At 51.7% G+C, this 17,899-nt stretch carries 18 protein-coding genes; 8 read left to right on the top strand and 10 right to left on the bottom strand.

Annotated features, from left to right (window positions below):
- Nucleotides 1–3: 3 nt before the first annotated feature.
- The 3 genes from B5G10_RS07335 to pyrB are packed head-to-tail and all read right to left on the bottom strand — an operon-like array spanning nucleotide 4 to nucleotide 1,985.
- A complete protein-coding gene (locus B5G10_RS07335) occupies nucleotides 4–573 on the bottom strand; it encodes a flavin reductase family protein (RefSeq protein WP_087424071.1) in 570 nt (189 codons plus the stop codon).
- Between the two features lie 16 nt (nucleotides 574–589).
- Complete coding sequence (gene pyrI / locus B5G10_RS07330; RefSeq protein ID WP_087424095.1) at nucleotides 590–1,051, bottom strand: aspartate carbamoyltransferase regulatory subunit; 462 nt, start codon at nucleotides 1,049–1,051, stop codon at nucleotides 590–592.
- Between the two features lie 19 nt (nucleotides 1,052–1,070).
- Nucleotides 1,071–1,985, bottom strand: coding sequence for an aspartate carbamoyltransferase (gene pyrB / locus B5G10_RS07325; RefSeq protein ID WP_087424094.1), 915 nt, complete (start codon nucleotides 1,983–1,985; stop codon nucleotides 1,071–1,073).
- Between the two features lie 417 nt (nucleotides 1,986–2,402).
- On the opposite strand from pyrB, the gene B5G10_RS07320 reads away from it, so the two are divergent.
- Nucleotides 2,403–4,712 carry a transglycosylase domain-containing protein gene (locus B5G10_RS07320; RefSeq protein ID WP_164470658.1) on the top strand — a complete coding sequence of 770 codons (2,310 nt, stop codon included), beginning with the start codon at nucleotides 2,403–2,405 and terminating at the stop codon, nucleotides 4,710–4,712.
- Between the two features lie 76 nt (nucleotides 4,713–4,788).
- Here the strand turns inward: B5G10_RS07320 and B5G10_RS07315 are convergent, their stop codons facing one another.
- On the bottom strand, nucleotides 4,789–5,520 hold the full coding sequence (locus B5G10_RS07315; protein ID WP_087424069.1) for a CpsB/CapC family capsule biosynthesis tyrosine phosphatase: 732 nt from the start codon (nucleotides 5,518–5,520) through the stop codon (nucleotides 4,789–4,791).
- 134 nt (nucleotides 5,521–5,654) lie between these two features.
- Here B5G10_RS07315 and B5G10_RS07310 point away from each other — a divergent pair, with 134 nt between their 5' ends.
- The 4 genes from B5G10_RS07310 (at nucleotide 5,655) to B5G10_RS07295 (ending at nucleotide 9,081) form a co-directional block, all read left to right on the top strand.
- Nucleotides 5,655–7,511, top strand: a complete 1,857-nt coding sequence (locus B5G10_RS07310; protein ID WP_087424068.1) for a biotin/lipoyl-containing protein — start codon at nucleotides 5,655–5,657, stop codon at nucleotides 7,509–7,511.
- 175 nt (nucleotides 7,512–7,686) lie between these two features.
- The gene (locus B5G10_RS07305) at nucleotides 7,687–7,938 is read left to right on the top strand and encodes a type B 50S ribosomal protein L31 (RefSeq protein ID WP_008862566.1); all 252 of its coding nucleotides are present in this window, start codon (nucleotides 7,687–7,689) and stop codon (nucleotides 7,936–7,938) included.
- A 205-nt stretch (nucleotides 7,939–8,143) separates the two neighbouring features.
- Nucleotides 8,144–8,524 (top strand): diacylglycerol kinase family protein, encoded by a 381-nt coding sequence (locus B5G10_RS07300; RefSeq protein WP_087424067.1) that lies wholly within the window; start codon nucleotides 8,144–8,146, stop codon nucleotides 8,522–8,524.
- A gap of 47 nt (nucleotides 8,525–8,571) precedes the next feature.
- Nucleotides 8,572–9,081, top strand: coding sequence for a phosphatase PAP2 family protein (locus B5G10_RS07295; RefSeq protein ID WP_087424093.1), 510 nt, complete (start codon nucleotides 8,572–8,574; stop codon nucleotides 9,079–9,081).
- A 155-nt stretch (nucleotides 9,082–9,236) separates the two neighbouring features.
- On the opposite strand, the gene nqrF is transcribed toward B5G10_RS07295, so the two are convergent.
- Genes nqrF through B5G10_RS07265 form a run of 6 tightly spaced genes read right to left on the bottom strand, consistent with a single transcriptional unit; the run spans nucleotide 9,237 to nucleotide 15,126 of the window.
- Nucleotides 9,237–10,505 carry an NADH:ubiquinone reductase (Na(+)-transporting) subunit F gene (nqrF, locus tag B5G10_RS07290; protein WP_087424066.1) on the bottom strand — a complete coding sequence of 423 codons (1,269 nt, stop codon included), beginning with the start codon at nucleotides 10,503–10,505 and terminating at the stop codon, nucleotides 9,237–9,239.
- A 34-nt stretch (nucleotides 10,506–10,539) separates the two neighbouring features.
- Entirely contained in the window at nucleotides 10,540–11,154 is a 615-nt protein-coding gene (nqrE, locus tag B5G10_RS07285; protein ID WP_087424065.1) for an NADH:ubiquinone reductase (Na(+)-transporting) subunit E, read from the bottom strand.
- 25 nt (nucleotides 11,155–11,179) lie between these two features.
- Entirely contained in the window at nucleotides 11,180–11,800 is a 621-nt protein-coding gene (locus B5G10_RS07280; RefSeq protein WP_087424064.1) for an NADH:ubiquinone reductase (Na(+)-transporting) subunit D, read from the bottom strand.
- Between the two features lie 3 nt (nucleotides 11,801–11,803).
- Nucleotides 11,804–12,514, bottom strand: a complete 711-nt coding sequence (gene nqrC, locus B5G10_RS07275; protein WP_087424063.1) for an NADH:ubiquinone reductase (Na(+)-transporting) subunit C — start codon at nucleotides 12,512–12,514, stop codon at nucleotides 11,804–11,806.
- Nucleotides 12,515–12,524: 10 nt separating this feature from the next.
- Nucleotides 12,525–13,745: an NADH:ubiquinone reductase (Na(+)-transporting) subunit B gene (locus B5G10_RS07270; RefSeq protein WP_087424062.1), complete on the bottom strand. Its 1,221-nt coding sequence runs from the start codon at nucleotides 13,743–13,745 to the stop codon at nucleotides 12,525–12,527.
- 31 nt (nucleotides 13,746–13,776) lie between these two features.
- Nucleotides 13,777–15,126 carry a Na(+)-translocating NADH-quinone reductase subunit A gene (locus B5G10_RS07265; RefSeq protein WP_087424092.1) on the bottom strand — a complete coding sequence of 450 codons (1,350 nt, stop codon included), beginning with the start codon at nucleotides 15,124–15,126 and terminating at the stop codon, nucleotides 13,777–13,779.
- A gap of 610 nt (nucleotides 15,127–15,736) precedes the next feature.
- Here B5G10_RS07265 and B5G10_RS07260 point away from each other — a divergent pair.
- The 3 genes from B5G10_RS07260 to B5G10_RS07250 are packed head-to-tail and all read left to right on the top strand — an operon-like array spanning nucleotide 15,737 to nucleotide 17,896.
- Entirely contained in the window at nucleotides 15,737–16,546 is an 810-nt protein-coding gene (locus B5G10_RS07260; RefSeq protein WP_087424061.1) for a MotA/TolQ/ExbB proton channel family protein, read from the top strand.
- Between the two features lie 27 nt (nucleotides 16,547–16,573).
- The gene (locus B5G10_RS07255; protein WP_087424060.1) at nucleotides 16,574–17,191 is read left to right on the top strand and encodes a biopolymer transporter ExbD; all 618 of its coding nucleotides are present in this window, start codon (nucleotides 16,574–16,576) and stop codon (nucleotides 17,189–17,191) included.
- A 21-nt stretch (nucleotides 17,192–17,212) separates the two neighbouring features.
- Nucleotides 17,213–17,896, top strand: a complete 684-nt coding sequence (locus B5G10_RS07250) for a biopolymer transporter ExbD (protein ID WP_087424059.1) — start codon at nucleotides 17,213–17,215, stop codon at nucleotides 17,894–17,896.
- Nucleotides 17,897–17,899 lie beyond the last annotated feature (3 nt).

Here is a 17,899-nt window from a genome sequence, read left to right as displayed (position 1 = left end):
GCGTTACTTGTTTTTCTTCTGGACCGACCAGCCGAACTTGCCTATCTCCCGGCCCATCTCGTAGTAGTGACCGTGCGAATAGACCAGCAGGTTGGCCTTTTGCATATCGAACGCTCCGGTCTCGGGGTCGATGTATTTGTCGTCGGCCAGCAGGTTGACGACATCGGCGATGAACATGTCGTGCGAGCCCAGGCGCACGATTTCGCGGGCTTTACACTCGATGCAGAGGGGCGACTCCTCGACGTATGGAGCTTGCACGATTTGTGCTTTATGGGGCGTGAGGCCGGTCTTCTCGAACTTGTTGCAGTTCTTCCCCGAGGTGACACCGCACCAGTCGGTTTCACGCGCCATCTCGACCGTCGTGAGGTTGATGACAAACTCCATGTTCTTACGCAGAATCTCGTAGGAGTAGCGCTCGGGGCGTATCGAGACGTAGCACATGGGCGGATTGGTACAGATGGTACCCACCCAGCTTACGGTGAGCAGGTTGTACTCTTCGGGAGAGCTGCCGCAACTCACCAGTACGGCCGGCAGCGGGTAGATGGTAGTCCCGGGTTTCCAGCTTTGTTTCATATCGGGGGGGTATGGGTTAGCAGATTTCTATTTCGTCTTTCGATACCGAGCGTTCGCAGTAGTGGCACTTTACCTGAATGTTTACCTTGTCGGTCACGTGGAAGATGGTCTCCATGGGTTCGTTGTTGGTAATGCATTTGGGGTTGTTGCAGCGGATGATGCCGTGCACCACGTCGGGGAGCGACACTTTGCGTTTCTCGGTCACCTGGTAGTCGCGGATGATGTTGATTTGTGCTTCGGGGGCTACCAGGGCAATCTTGTTCAGGTCGTCTTCCTTGAAGAATCGGTCGGCTACCTTGATGATGCCTTTTCGTCCTATTTTCTTACTGGCCAGGTTGTTGCCGATGGTTATGCTGTTGGGGCACTTTTCGAGACCCAGGATAGAGACCACCTTGAAAAGCTGGTTTGAGGGAATGTGGTCGATCACCGTTCCGTTTTCGAGGGCTGCTACTTTTAGTTCTTTCTTTTCGACGTTCATGATTTTCGAAATGGTGGGGTTAAACTTCAATTCCTAATACTTTGCAGATGATGGCTTGCCGGGCATACAGACCGTTCTTGGCCTGTTGGAAGTAGTAAGCCTTGGGGTTGCTGTCCACGTCGTAGGAGATTTCGTTGACACGGGGCAGCGGGTGGAGTATCCGCAGGTTCTCTTTGCTGTGGTCGAGCATGCTGTTGTGCAGGGTATATACGTTCTTTACTTTTTCATACTCCATGAGGTCGGTGAAGCGTTCGCGTTGCACGCGGGTCATGTACAGGATATCGGCCTGGTTGATGACCTCCTCGGAAAATTCGGAGTGCTCGAAGTAGGGGATGTGGTGCTGCTCGCAGAATATCTTGTACTCGATGGGCATCTTCAGTTCGTCGGGGGCGACGAAGTGGAAGGTGGGGTTGAAGTGCGACATGGCCATGAGCAGGGAGTGCACGGTGCGTCCGTATTTCAAATCGCCTACCATCGTGATGTTCAGGTTGGAGAGCGTACCTTGCGTCTTGTAGATCGAGTAGAGGTCGAGCATCGTTTGCGAGGGGTGCTGATTGGCACCGTCGCCGGCGTTGATGACGGGTACCGATGCAATCTCCGAGGCGTAGCGGGCAGCCCCCTCGAGGTGGTGCCGCATGATGATGAGATCGACATAGTTGCTCACCATCATGATGGTGTCCTTCAGGGTCTCGCCTTTCGACGAGCTGGTGGTACTGGCGTCGGAGAAGCCGATGATTCTTCCGCCCAGGCGGTTGACGGCGGTCTCGAAACTGAGTCGGGTGCGGGTAGAGGGCTCGAAGAAGAGCGTGGCCACGACTTTGCCTTCGAGTATTTTTTGGTTGGGGTTGGCCTCGAATCGACTCGCTTTTTGAAGCAGGTCCAGAATTTCTTCTTTTGAGAAATCGGTAATAGATACTAAACTCTCACGTTTCATCGTCGGTATGATTTGTTTATAGGTTACAAATACGGTTGTCAATGAAAAAGCCAACACGACAATGAATGTCACGCTGGCTTGCAATTCGGTTTATTTTGGAGAGAATATATTCCTTGGCTTTTGTAAAAATGCCTTTGCTGTAATGGATTATATGTCTGTTCCCGCCAATTCATTTCGATAAGCAAAGATAGTAAAAAAAGGGCGAAAGCCAAATTGTTTAGGCATAAAAAATATTCTTTATAAATCTGCAATATGCCGTGGAATGAAATATATTTGCTACCTTTGCTTTAACAATTGGCTTTAAAGGGATCGCCGGGTGTGGCCCCGGGGGTCGAAAAATCGTAGATTGCAGGAAAAACAATGAAAGTGGATAGAATTAAAAGAGCTTTTGGAGACACTTCTCGGGTTATTAAATATATGTGGATTGCCTTTGGCTCCCTGGTGCTTCTCGCCGTCATCGCGTTTGCCATGATTTCGTGGGGGTGGATTGGCTATATGCCGCCTATCGAGGATATGGAGAATCCCAAGGACAAGTTTGCCTCGGAGATTTACTCCTCCGACATGCAGGTATTGGGTCGCTTCTACCAGAGCAAGAGCAACCGGGTGTATGTGCACTACAACGAAATATCGCCCTACCTGGTCAATGCCCTCATTGCTACCGAGGATATTCGGTTCAAAGAGCACTCGGGTATCGATGTGAAGGCTCTCTTCAGAGCCTTTATCAAGCGGGGACTTCTGTTTCAGAAGAGCGCCGGTGGGGGTAGTACCATTACCCAGCAGCTGGCCAAACTGCTCTATTCGCCCAATGCCGACAACATTGTGGAGCGCCTTTTCCAGAAACCGCAGGAGTGGGTTATTGCCGTGAAGCTCGAGCGGTTCTATACCAAGGAGGAGATTGTGAACATGTATCTCAACCACTTCGATTTCCTCAACAACGCAGTGGGTATCCAGTCGGCAGCCTATATCTATTTCCACACCACCCCCGACAAACTCAAGATCGAGGAGGCCGCTACGCTGGTGGGTATGTGTAAGAACCCCTCGTATTACAACCCCCGTCGTTACAACGAGCGCACGCGCGGGCGCCGCAACACGGTGCTGAATCAAATGTACAAGGCCAAATACATTACCAAGGCCGAACTCGACTCGTTGCAGGCTCTGCCCTTGGTATTGCACTATACGCGGGTCGATCACAAAGAGGGGTTGGCTCCCTACTTCAGAGAACAGCTGCGTCTGATGATGACGGCCAAGAAGCCCGAGCGGGCCGACTATCGCGGCTGGGAGGCTCAGAAGTTTATCGACGACTCCATTGCCTGGGCTACCAATCCCCTGTATGGCTGGTGCGAGAAGAATCGCAAGGCCGACGGCTCGAAATATGATATCTATACCGACGGGCTGAAAATCTATACGACCATCGACTCGCGCATGCAGCGCTATGCCGAAGAGGCGGTCGAGGAGCACCTGGGCCACTACCTGCAACCCCGCTTCTTCGCCGAGAAGAAGGGGCGCAGCTATGCACCCTTCTCGCGAAGCATCTCGCAAGAGGAGCGCGAGGCCATTCTCGACCGGGCCATGAAACAGTCCGACCGCTATCGCTCCATGAAACAAGACGGTGTGAGCGAGGCCAAAATCAAGGAGGCATTTCTCACACCTGTCGAGATGCAGGTATTCTCATACGACGGCATGATCGACACGATTATGTCGCCCATGGATTCGATTCGTTACCAGAAGTCGTTCCTGCGCACGGGTTTCATGACGATGGATCCCCATACGGGTCATGTGAAGGCCTATGTGGGTGGTCCCGACTTTGCCCACTTCCAATACAACATGGTGTCGGTAGGTCGCCGGCAAATCGGTTCGACCGTGAAACCGTTCCTCTATACGCTGGCCATGGAAGAGGGCTTCACCCCTTGCGATATGTTCCTGAACGAACAGCCCACGCTCATTACCGAGAGCGGGCAGGCCTGGTCGCCCCGCAACTCGTCGAAGGCGAGGGTAGGCGAGATGGTGACTCTGCGTTGGGGTTTGGCCAACTCGAACAACTGGATTTCGGCCCGGCTCATGGACAAACTCTCGCCTTCGTCGCTGGCCCGTTTGATGCACTCGTTTGGCATCAAGAACAAGATCGACGAGGTGGTGTCGCTCTGTCTGGGACCGGTCGATGTTTCGGTTGAGGAGATGGTGACTGCCTATACGGCCTTCTCGAACAAAGGAGTGCGGGTCGATCCGCTCTATGTTACCCGTATCGAGGATAATCTGGGAAATGTGATTTCGGAGTTTACCCCCACGATGACCGAGGTCTTCAGCGAACAGGCCTATTACCGCATTCTGCCCATGTTGCGCGACGTAATCGACCATGGCACGGGCGGCCGCATCCGTTTCCGCTATGGCATCACGGCCCCCATGGGAGGCAAGACGGGTACGACCAACAACAACTCCGACGGTTGGTTCATGGGCTTTACCCCCGACCTGGTTTCGGGCGTGTGGGTCGGTGGCGAGGACCGTTCGATACACTTCGACGGCATGGCCGACGGGCAGGGTGCCAGCATGGCCCTGCCTATCTATGGACTCTACATGCAGAAAGTCTATGGCGATCCCACGCTGGGATATTCGCAGACCAGCAACTTCGAGATACCGCCCGAATATGCTGATCCCTGCAGTGGCGGCTCTTATGTCGAGGAACCGACTTCGGATGCCCCGGTAGAGAGTATCGAGGGTATTTTCGATTGAGGTGTTACACGATAGAAAACAGACAGGGGCGGAGTTTTTCTCCGCCCCTGTCTGTTCCTTTTTGTGTGGATCGGTTTTACAGCGAATCGTTTTGGGGGTGAATCTCCCGCATGTGTTTGGCAAAATCTTTCCCGGTGAGGTAATTGCTCAGGTGCAGCAGGTGGTTGCTGTTGTGCAGATCGCTACCCAGGTAATCGATCATGTGTTGCGAAGCCAGCCATTCGGCCACTTCGCGCGACCGCCGGTTGTAATAGCCGGCCAGGGAGAGCAGGTTTACCTGAAATTCACAGCCCTGGTTGTGCAGCTCCTGGTAAATCTTTTTGTCGTCGTAGTAATAGGCATACCGTTCGGGGTGGGCCAAGATGGGTGAGAAACCCTTGAGCTGCAGCTCGAAAACAAGCTCTTTGATATTCCAGAACGGTTGTAGGAAAGAGTTCTCGATGAGTACATGGTTGCCTGGCATGGGCATGATTTCGTTCCGTTGAAAGATGCCCAGAAAGTTATCGTCCATGCGATATTCGGCCGAGTAGCAGAGCTGTATGCCTATCTCGCCAAACTCAGGCTCGCGGCACAAGCGTTCGTAGGCATCGCCCACCGTTTGCGGTGTATTCTCAAAAGTAGCTTCGGTCACGTGAGGGGTAGCAATCACCTTTTCAATGCCCCACTGCCGCAGTTGGCGCAGCAGTGGCAAGGAGTGTTCTACGTCGGGCGAACCATCGTCGATACCCGGCAATATATGGCAGTGAACCTCTGTCGTATAGGGAAATAGAGGTTCTGGAGCAGGCTTTTTATGAAAGAAATTGAACATACAAAAAGATTATCAAGATTCATTTACAATACAAAAGTACGCTTTTTCTTTTGATAATAAGTTAAATAATATTATATTTGTAAGCTTAATTCATGTAATGTGAAAAGATGTAACACCTATTAAATCAGATTGCTATGCCAAGAAAATTGAAAATTCGAGATCTTACCCTTCGTGATGGGCAACAATCCTTGTTCGCAACTCGTCTTACCCAGGAGCAGATAGATCGGGTATTACCTTATTATAAGGATGCCGGCTTCTTTGCTATGGAGGTTTGGGGTGGTGCAGTACCCGACTCGGTTATGCGCTATTTGAACGAGAGCCCGTGGACTCGCCTCAAAACCATTAGCGATGCTATTGGCGGTGCTTCGTATTTGACCGCTCTCTCTCGGGGACGCAATTTGTTTGGATATGCACCTTATCCCGATACGGTTCTCGATGGCTTCTACCGCGAGGCTGTAGCCAACGGATTGGGTATCATGCGTATATTCGACGCCCTCAACGACTTGAACAACGTGAAGTCGTCGGTCGAAAAGATAAATGCCGTGGGAGCCATCTCCGATGGTGCCGTGTGCTACACGGTCGATCCCCACTATACCATCACCTTTATGGATCGGGTGAAAGCCCTCTTCGGCAAGAAGTTGCCCAAACCCATCTTTACCGATGAGTATTTTGTAGAAAAAGCCCTCGGCTTTGAAAAACTGGGTGCCAAGATGGTGACCCTGAAAGATATGGCCGGTCTGGTAAATCCTTCGCGGGTAGCTTCGCTGATGCCTAAACTCAAACAGGCTCTGAAGGTTCCCGTTGACTTCCATACCCACTGTACCCCCGGCTACGGTCTGGCCTCTTCGCTGATGGCCGTTATCCACGGTGTAGATATCCTCGATACCAACATCTGGTATTTCGGTGGCGGTTCGGCAGCTCCAGCTATCGAGTTGCTCTACATCTTCTGCCAGAAACTGGGCGTGGAGATGGAGGTAAACATGACGGCTGTGAGCAAGATACGGGCCGAGTTGCTGGGTATCCGTCGCGAGCTCGCCGCTTACGACTTGAAGAAAGATGCCTTCCCCATCGCCTTCGACCCGCTCATCGACAAGTTGCCCGACAATATCGACAAGCTCTTCGACACGGCTATCGATGCTGCCAAGCGTAACGACGAGGCCGCTCTGCTCGACGCTTGCCACGCCATCGAAGACTACTTCGGATTCCCCAAACCCAACGAACTGGTGAAAGAGGCCGAGGTCCCCGGCGGTATGTACTCCAACATGGTGGCTCAGCTCAAGCAGCTCAAAGCCGAGCATGTGCTCGATGATGCCATGAAGCTGATTCCGAAGGTTCGTTCCGATGCCGGTCTGGTGCCTCTGGTTACGCCTACCAGCCAAATTGTGGGTAGCCAAGCTGTGAGCTGCGCCCTCGACCGCTTGAAAGGCAATCCCGAATACACGACCGTATCGAATCAGTTCAAGGCCTTGGTAAAAGGTGAGTACGGAAAGACTCCGGTTCCCGTAGATCCCAAGTTCCGCGAAAAGATCACAGGCAGCCCGATCGAGACTCCCTACGATACCAACTCCTACAAGGCTCCCGAGAATCCCGTTCTGCCCGAGTTCGGTGGCGTGAAACTGGCCGAGAACGAGCAGGAATACCTGTTGCTCGAGCTCTTCCCCAACGTGGCTACGACCTACCTGAAGGGTGTGCGTGCCGCTGAGTATGAGGCCAAGAAACCGGCTGTTGAGGAGAAGAAGGAAGAGGCTCAGGAGGCTGCTCCAGTAGAACCCATTACCGGTCCTACAATCGATGCTCCCATGGGTGGCAAGGTTGTAGAAATCAAGGTAAAAGCCGGTGACCAGGTGAAGAAGGACGATGTATTGCTCGTGTATGAGGCCATGAAGATGGAAAACGATATCCTCTCGACCATGAACGGTACCGTGAAACGGGTTCTTGTCAAAGAGAACGACGTGGTAGGTACCAATGATCCGCTGATCGAGTTTGAATAAATTGATAAATGAGACAGGGTCCGGCCGGTGCATTTCGCTCCGGCCGGACTTTTTTTGAGAAAAAGTAGAGCAAATATTTTTCTAAGTCGAAACTTATCCCTACATTTGCAAGCCATTACGAAAAAATCACGCTACCAACGTGAACATTTGATAATATTAAAAAGACGATATAACAATGAAAAAAGGAATCCATCCTGATAACTACCGTCCCGTAGTTTTCAAAGACATGTCGAACGAAGAAATCTTTATCACCCGTTCAACTGTAGCTGCCAAAGAGACAATCGAAATTGATGGCGTTACCTATCCTTTGGTAAAGCTGGAAATCACCAGTTCTTCACACCCCTTCTTCACCGGTAAACAGAAACTCGTGGATACCGCAGGTCGTGTGGACAAGTTCATGAGCCGTTATGGCAATCGCAAGAAATAATTGACGTTTCAATTATATTGTTGTGCTGTGCCCCGGTTGTAAAACCGGGGCACATTGTTTTTAGGCGAGAGCAGGGACTCTCGCTTTTTTGCGGAGAGCTGTCGGCCGGTATAGCATGCGGGGTCGGCGTGTATCCTTTCGACGTTGGGGTATCTTGCTATTCGTTGCCAAAAGATGTATCTTTGCTCCCAAAGAGAAAAAGCCCATGGAAAAGAAAAGATTCAGTTTTGCCGATCGGGCCCGCAGTTTCAAATATGCGGGGCGGGGAATAGCCCGCTTGATAAGCCGCGAACACAACGCTTGGATACACTGTTTTGTGGCGGTGTGTGTGGTGGTGGCCGGGGCTCTGTTGGGGCTCTCGTCGCTCGAGTGGGTAGCTGTGATTCTCTGCATTGGTGCCGTGTTGGCCGCCGAGGGCATCAATTCGGCCATCGAGGCCTTGTGCGATCGGGTCTCTACGGAGTATGACGAGGCCATCAAGCATGCCAAAGATCTGGCTGCCGGAGCCGTGCTCATCCTGGCCGTCATGTCGGTAGCCGTGGGCTTGTTGATATTTATTCCTAAGATTGTAGCGCTGTGGGTGTGACGAAAGATAGAATCGTGTGTGCGGTGCTTTCGTTGCTTGTCGCCTGGATGCCTCTGCGGGCCGAAGGGTTGAGCAAGTCTCGTGAGGCTGTGAAGATATCGAGCGACGTGCTGCTGGTAGCCATGCCGGTGGCTACGGCTACAACCATGCTGGTGATGAAAGACTGGACGGGCTTCAAACAGGCGGCCTTTACCGGGCTCACTACGCTGGGGACAACCTATCTGCTCAAGTTTGCTGTCCGCAAGGAACGTCCCGACCATAGCAACAACTTGTCGTTCCCTTCGGGACACACCTCGATAACCTTTGCCAACGCCGCCTTTGTGCAGCGGCGCTATGGATGGGCATGGGGCGCTCCGGCCTATGCCTTGGCCACTTATGTGGGTTGGGCCCGAACCTATGCCCGGCGTCACGATTGGTGGGATGTGGCCGCCGGTGCGCTCATCGGAGCCGGCAGTGCCTATATCTATACCCGCCCCTTTGCCCGTGACAATAAGCTGGTCATTTCGCCCGTCTCCGACGGAACCTCCTTCTGGGTATATGCCTCGCTTGTTTTCTGAACCTTTTTTGGAGGCCTCTCCTGCCGTTTTTATGTTTGCCTGATACTGACCCTTGCGGACTCCTTTGACTCTTGCCAAGTGGGCAAAAAAAGCCCGCCGAGGCACTCTTGACGAGTATCCCGGCGGGTGATGATTTTGTTTGAGGGGGCTATGGATTAGCCTCCGAAGTTGTCGTACATGAGGTTCTCTTCGGGAACGCCCAAATTCCACAGCATCTTCTCCACGGCTTTCGACATGGGACCGGGACCGCACATGTAGTACTCGATATCCTCGGGAGCCTCGTGATCCTTCAGGTAGGTGTTGTAGATAACCTGGTGAACAAATCCCGGGGTATATTTCACACCGGCAGCATCGGCAGCCGGGTCGGGGCGGTCGAGGGCCAGGTGGAACGAGAAGTTGGGGAACTCCTTTTCCAGCTCGAGGAAGTCGTTCAGATAGAATACCTCGTTGAGGGCACGTGCGCCGTAGAAGTAGGACATCTTGCGGTCGGTCGTGTGAAGGGTTTTGGTCATGTGCATGATTTGCGAACGCAGGGGCGCCATACCGGCACCACCGCCAATCCACATCATCTCGCGTTTCGAGTTGAATATGGGGTGGAAGTCACCGTAAGGGCCGCTCATGATTACCTTGTCGCCCGGTTTCAGGGTGAAGATATACGACGAGGCGATACCCGGCATCACATCCTGGAATCCCACTTGAGGTTTCGGTTTGAAGGGCGGGGTGGCAATACGCACCGTGAGCATGAAGCGATCGCCCTCGGCCGGATAGTTGGCCATGGAGTAGGCCCGGATGGTAGGTTCGGTATTCTTGCACTTGAGGCTGAAGAGTCCGAACTTCTCCCACGAAGGCAGGTATTCGTCGCCGATGAGGCTCTTGTCGATATCTTTGTCGTAATCCATCTCGTAGGGCGGAATCTTTATCTGGGCATAGGAGCCGGGGATAAAGTTCATGTGTTCGCCGGGAGGCAGAGCCACGATAAACTCTTTGATGAAGGTGGCCACGTTCTTGTTCGAGATAACCTCACATTCCCACTCTTTCACACCCAGAACCGATTCGGGAACAACGATTTTCATGTCGTTCTTCACCTTCACCTGGCAGCCCAGCCGCCAGTGGTTCATCTGTTGCTTGCGCGAGAAGTGCACCTGTTCGGTGGGCAGAATCTCACCGCCGCCTTCCAGAACCTGGCAGCGGCACTGACCGCACGAACCGCCTCCACCGCAAGCCGAGGGGAGGAATATTTTCTCGTTGGCCAAGGTACTCAGCAGACTGCCGCCGGTATCGACCTCGACCTTTTTGTCGTCGTTGATGGTGATAACCGCTTTGCCCGACGGTACCAAGTATTTCTTGGCGATGAGCAGAATCACTACCAGTAGGAGCGATACGCCCAGGAATAAAACAATGCTCGATATGATTGTCGTTGACATGGAACTTATTGCTAATAACATCGTGACTCTCCTTTTAAAGTTTGATTCCTAAAAAGCTCATGAAGGCGATACCCATCAGGCCGGTGATGATAAACGTGATGCCTATGCCCCGCAGCGGTGCCGGTATGTTGGAGTAGCTGAGCTTCTCGCGAATGGCTGCCAGACACACGATGGCAAGCAACCAGCCCAGTCCCGAGCCTATGCCATATACGGTGGCACTGGTGACCGAGGGGAAGTTGCGTTGCTGCATGAAGAGCGAGCCGCCCAATATGGCACAGTTCACGGCGATGAGCGGCAGGAATATACCCAGCGAAGCGTAGAGCGAGGGGGAGTATTTCTCGACGAACATCTCGACCAGTTGCACCATCGAGGCGATGATGGCGATAAACATGATGAGGCTCAGGAAACTCAAGTCGAGTTGGGCATATTCGGGGCCCAGCCATTTGAGAGCGCCGGCCTTCAGCACGTAGGTCTCCAGCAGGTAGTTGACCGGCAGGGTGATGGCCAGCACGAAGGTGACGGCGATACCCAGACCGAATGCCGTTTTTACGTTCTTCGATACGGCCAGGTAGGAGCACATACCGAGGAAGTAGGCAAATATCATGTTGTCTATGAATATAGACTTGACGAACAAATTTAGATTTTCCATATATCAAGTAGCTTATCTCGGTTTCTTATTGTTGCAAATCTTTGTTGCGGGAACGGTGTACCCAAATGATGCAGGCCACGGTGATGAGGGCCATGGGCGGGAGTATCATCAACCCGTTGTTCTGGTAACCCCAGTCATACATCTGCTGGGGAATAACTTGGTATCCAAACAGGGTACCCGAGCCCAACAGCTCTCTGAAGAAGGCGACGATGACCAGGATGATACCGTAGCCTACGCCGTTGCCCACACCGTCGAGAAACGACTCCCAGGGCTTGTGGCTCAAGGCAAAGGCCTCGAGGCGTCCCATGAGGATACAGTTGGTGATGATGAGCCCCACGAATACCGAGAGCTGCTTGCTTACCTGGTACATATAGGCTTTGAGCACTTGATCGACAATGATTACCAGTGCCGCTACCACTACCAGTTGCACAATGATGCGTATGCTGTTGGGTATCGTGTTGCGCAGCAGCGAGATAATGACATTGGCGAAAGCGACGACGGCAGTCACCGATACGGCCATGACGAGTGCCGGTTCGAGTTTGGCCGTTACGGCCAGAGCCGAGCAGATACCCAGTATCTGCACGATTACCGGGTTGTTCTTGGAGAGCGGCCCCAGAAGTATCTCTTTATTCTTTTTTGACAACATGGCTTATATATTCTTTGAATTGAGCGATTCTAAAAATTGTGCATAGGGTTTCACGCAGTTCTGCAACATGTTTTGTACCCCTTTGCTCGTGATGGTACCTCCCGATACGGCATCGACATAGTCGGCTCCGTTTTGCGGTTTCTGGCCAGCCTTCTGTACGGCAATCGAGGTGAAGGCACCGTCGATGAAGAAGTGCTTGCCTTGGAACTGTTTCTGGAACTGAGGCTTCTCGATTTCGGCACCCAGACCCGGAGTCTCACCCTGGTGGGCAAAGAAGGCGCCATAAACCGTGTTGCCGTCGTTCTCGATCGAGATGTATCCCCAGATGGGGCCCCACAGACCGCTTCCCGACAGGGGGATGATGTACTTGGGCGAACCCGAGTCGTCGGTGCAGATGAATATGGGCAGCGTGCGTTGGTTCTCGGGCAGTTTCAGTTGGTCGGCGATGTTCATCGAGAACGATTCGCCCTTGACCAGCTGGCCGTTGGCATCGACCACAAACGAGTCGTCGATGTATTTGTTGTACAGCTCCTGAGCATCCTCGGGAGTCGATGTGATATTTACCGAGTTGAGTATCTGGCTCATCTTGTCGATAGCGATGTTCTTCTCCTGGGCCGGTTTGAGGCCGATGGCGGCAAAGGCCAGGATGAAGGCTACGACGATAACCATCACCGCGGTGTAGATGAGTGTGTATGTATTACCTTGTTTGTTCATAGCTGTAATTCTATTTTGTCAAGTTTTTGGCTCGTTTGAGACGGTGGCGTATATTGGCCTCGACCACGAAGTAGTCGATGAGCGGAGCAAAAGCGTTCATGAGCAGCACGGCCAGCATGGCACCTTCGGGGTATCCGCTGTTGAACACCCGGATGAGGATGGCCAGTACACCTACCAGAAAACCGAATATGTATTTACCCGTATTGGTGCGTGCACCGGTTACCGGGTCGGTAGCCATGAATACGGCAGCGAAGGCAAATCCGCCCAGGCATATCTGAGTGATGGGCGAGAGTTGTGCGGCCGGATAGATGCCGGGGTTGGCAAACCAGTTGCAGATGAGACTCATGACAATGCCTCCGGCGAATACCGAGAGCATGACCCGCCAACTGGCAATGCCTGTTGCCAGCAGAATGACGGCGCCGATGAGGATGGCCAATGTCGAGGTCTCGCCAATGGAGCCGGGGATGAACCCGAAGAACATGTCGTGCAGCGAGAGCGGGTTGCCCAGGATATCGGTGAGTTGCAAGGCTCCGCCGCCGGCATGGGTGGCAGCCTGTCCCAGCGGGGTAGCACCCGAGAAGCCTTCGACAAGCTGCCCGGCGCCCAGCCCGAAGGTGTCGCCCGTGCGAACGAATACCTCGTCGCCCGACATCTTGGAGGGGTAGGCAAAGAAGAGGAAGGCCCGTGTTACCAGGGCAATGTTGAAGATGTTCATACCCGTACCGCCAAATACCTCTTTGGCAAAGATGACGGCAAATGCCGTAGCCACGGCAATCATCCACAAGGGGGTATCGACCGGCACAATCATGGGGATGAGCATACCCGATACGAGGAATCCCTCCTGGATTTCGTGATGGCGGAGTTGAGCTGCGGTGAACTCGATGCCCAAACCTACCACATACGATACCACGATTTTGGGCAGCACGGCCAGGAAGCCGAAGAGGAAGACCGACCAGAACGAGGTCTGTGCCAGCTCGCCAATGGCCAGGTAGTGCTGGTAGCCCACATTGTACATGCCGAAGAGCAGGGCCGGCAGCAGGGCGACGATAACGACCGTCATCGTGCGCTTGGAGTCTATGCTGTCGTGAATGTGTACTCCCGAACGCGATGTGGTGTTAGGTACAAAGAGGAATGATTCAAACCCTTCGAATACCGATTGGAACATAGACAATTTCCCGCCCGGTTCGAAGTGGGGTTTGATTTTGTCTATATAATTCTTTAAAGCTTTCAAAGTCGTTTTGTATTAAGTTGGTTATTGTTTCTTAGTTCATCTCTTTCATAAGCCGGTCGAGGCCGTTGCGCACGATCTTTTGCAGCTCGAGTTTCGAGGTATCGACAAACTCGCAGAGGGCAAAATCCTCGGGGGCTACCTCGTAGATGCCCAGATTCTCCATCTTGTCGATGTCGAATGCCAGGATGGCCTTGATGAGATATTCGGGATAGATGTCCATGGGGAATACCCGGTCATACTCGTCGGACATGATGATGGCCCGTTCGCCGCCTCTCACCCGGGCATCGATGGCATAGCGCCGTTTCTTGCCCAGCAGCCACGAGAAGTAGGAGTGGCTCATGCTGTATTTGTGGGGATTGAGCGATGCCCAGCCCATGAACTCGTTGCAGTTGTTGCCTTCGGGGATTACCGTCACTTGGGCCTGCTTGGCTCCCAGATATCCGTCGGCACCCGCGTTCACACCCGTAAGCACGTTGCCGCTGATGTATCGGCGCTCATAGTCGGCCGGTTTGATCAGCCCCTGGGTAATCGAGGCAATGGAGGCTCCGGCACAAGTGCGCACATAATGGGGTTTGGTTACCTCCGAGCCGGTGACAGCCACCAGCCGTGAGAAATCGACATGTCCCTTCTCGAGCAACCGCCCGATGAACACGAGGTCGAGGGCATTGATGGTCCACACGATCTCTCCTTTGTTAATGGGTGCGATGTGGTTGATCTGTACCCCCACGTTGCCGGCCGGGTGAGGCCCGTCGAAGACGACGACTTCGCCATGCTTGACCGGCACTGGCGACCGTTTCGATACCCCTACATAGACTTTGCCCGGGGTGAGTTTGGACAAAGCTTTCAATCCGGTCTCGAGATAGGTCATCTCGTCTTTGAGCACAAATGCATAGTCGGGAGCCAAGGGAGCCGAGTCGAATGCCGTGACGAAGATGTCGCGCGGAGTCGTGTCGGGGTTGGCAATGATGTCGTAGGGACGTTGCTTGATAAATGCAAACGTGCCCGACTTCAGCAGCAGCGCTTTCAAGTCGCTGGCCTGCATCGTATCGGGCTCGGCTTTTCCAAACTCAACAAACTCTTGCTTGGCATCGGGACGGATGGTTATCTTCATTACCTTGCGCCGTTCGCCGCGTTCTACGGCGACGACTTCGCCGCTTACCGGCGAGGTCACTACAACGTCGGTGAGAGTCTTGTCGTGCATGACGGGCGATCCGGCCAGGACCTTGTCGCCCGGTTTTACATCGACTTTGGGCGTGAGGTCCGTAAAATCATCGGGGATGATGGCGTATAGTTGACTCTCTGTCGCGTTGGATATTTCAAGGGCAGGAGCGCCTTCCAGCTGAATGTCGAGCCCTTTCTTGATTTTGACTACATGATCCATATTGATGTAGAAAATGAATTTTGCCGCAAAATTACAATTCTTTTTCGGTATTCGATAGAATGTTACCCCCATTTTTTAAAGAGGTGACGCCGGTTTTTTGCCTTCTGATGGGGGTGAATCATAAAAGAGAGCCCGATGAGGACCTGTCTCTTTCCTGGAAAAACTGTTTTTAGAGAAGATCGACCTGCCTTTCTCCCGGATAAAATGGGACGAGTTTTTTTAGAAAACCGCCAATCGTTCGATTGCTGTGCCCGGGTTGAAAAGAGCAAGGAAAAAACGTGAAAAAAAACGTCGATTCGGCTTTGCAGTATGAGCTGGAGAGAAATATATGATACAGAAAAAAAAAAGGAATTATTTTTTTGTCTGAAAATAATGTGCTACATTTGACGCACGAATGTGGAGAAGGGAGCAAAGTGAGCGTAGGTAGGAGGTTTCGCCGGTTTGCGACAATTCTGCCATATAATAAATTTGGGAGTAAATACGTTTTATAAGAATGAGACCCGGTTGCAACAAGGCGAAAGTCTTGATTGCATCAAGTATGGAGGGTGAAATAGAAAGGATAGAACTGAATTAAAAAACACTAATACAAACACTTAGATTTTATTTAATTATGGAAGCTAAAAAAGCTAAAAAGAACAAAGTGCGCGGTATAAAAAACGCATTTATTGTAATCATTATCTGTTTTATCATCGCTTTGGTGGTATTCACCCAAGTACTTGGTTCTCCTGCAAACTTTGAGGGTAACGATCCCGAGGGGGGACACCCTCTGAATCTGCTGGGTACAATCTATAAAGGTGGTTTCATCGTACCTATTCTGCAAACTTTGCTGTTGACGGTAATCGTTCTGTCGGTAGAGCGTTTCATCGCTATGTTGAGTGTGAAAGGTAAAGGTAGTGTCAACAAATTCGTTGCCGCTGTAAAAGCTGCTTTGGAAAAAGGCGATATCGCCGGTGCTCAAGCTCTCTGCGAAAAACAACGTGGTACGGTAGCCAGCGTAGTTGCTTCGGCTCTCATCCGCTACGGCGAAGTTGAAAACGACGAGACCATGTCGAAAGAACAAAAAATCGAAGCTATCCAAAAACAACTCGAAGAGGCTGCTGCTCTCGAAATGCCTGCCATGCAACAGAACTTGCCTATCGTAGCAACCATGACGACGCTGGGTACTCTGGTCGGACTTCTCGGTACTGTGTTGGGTATGATCAAATCGTTCCAGGCTCTGGCTACTGCCGGTGCTCCTGACTCGGTTGCCCTGTCAACTGGTATTTCTGAGGCCCTTGTAAACACGGCCTTCGGTATCGCAACTGGTGCACTCGCTGTAATTTCGTATAACTATTTCTCTAACAGAATCGATAACATTACCTACGCTATTGACGAGGTAGGTTTCTGCATTGTTAACACATTCGCTGCTACTCACAAGTAATCGGCATAAAATCGAAAGGACCATTATATGGCTAAAGTAAAAGTAAAAAAGAAGAGTACGCTCATCGATATGACCGCGATGAGTGACGTTACCGTGCTTCTGCTTACTTTCTTCATGCTGACATCGACCTTCGTTCAGAAAGAGCCTGTACAAGTGAGTACCCCCTCTTCGGTATCCGAAATCAAAATCCCCGAAATCAACGTTTTGCAGGTTTTGGTTGAACCGTCCGGGAAAATCTTTATCAGTCTCGACAAACAAGAGGATAGGGTGAATGTATTGAATGCAATGAGTAGTATGTACGGAGTCAAGTTTACTCCCGAGCAAATAAATAAGTTCAGATTGGCAAACTCGTTTGGTGTACCTATCAAACAGATGCCGGGTTTCCTCGATTTGAAATCCGATATCCAGGATCAAACCCTCAAAAACTACGGTATCCCCTGCGACAGTACCAACAACGAGTTTAAGGAATGGGTGCGCGCTGCACGCAAAACAAATCCCGATTTGAAGATTGCCATCAAGGCCGACCAATCGACCCCCTATGACAAGATTAAAAACGTGATGAGTTCGCTGCAGGACATCAAGGAAAACCGTTACAATCTGCTTACTTCATTGAAGAGTTTACCCGCAGAAGAAGAAAATAACTAAAGTCATGAAAGGAATTGAATTATGGCAGAAGTAGAAGTAAAAGACTCGGGTAAAGGCGGGAAGAAAGGACAACAGAAAAAAATGAAAATCCATGTGGACTTTACTCCCATGGTTGATATGAACATGCTTTTGATCACCTTCTTCATGTTCTGTACGACGTTGAGCAAACCCCAGACAATGGAGATCAGTATGCCTACCAACGACAAGGTGCCTGAAGAAGAGCAAAATAAGGTGAAGGAATCAGAGGCTATAACCATCCTGCTGGGCGACAACGACCGGGTATTCTACTACCTGGGACAACCCAAGTACGAAGATTATACCTCGCTGGTTGAATCGTCTTATGGAGCAGATGGTTTGAGAGCCCTCCTCCTTGAGCGCAACAAAACAGTTGTCAACAAGGTGAAAGACTTGAAGGAACGTAAAAAGAGAAAAGAAATCGACGAAGTAGCCTACGACTCGCTGGTATCCGAAGCCAAGAAAACCAAAGGTTCGCCTGTGGTCATGATCAAGGCTAAACTGGCCGACGAGAACGGTAAAAACGGCGCTTCGTACCGCAACCTTATCGATGCCCTCGACGAAATGATTATTTGCGATATTGGCCGTTATGCTATCGTCGATATGACCGAGGGTGACCTGTTCCTGATGGAGAATTACGAGAAGAAAGGTGCTCTTTCCGATCAGATAGACACCGCATTGAAGAACTAATAG

It is taken from the genome of Barnesiella sp. An55 (assembly GCF_002161555.1).
In the GTDB taxonomy this organism is placed as follows: domain Bacteria; phylum Bacteroidota; class Bacteroidia; order Bacteroidales; family Barnesiellaceae; genus Barnesiella; species Barnesiella merdipullorum.
Note: the sequence above shows the minus strand (reverse complement) of the source record. Positions and strands in the feature narration are given on the sequence as shown.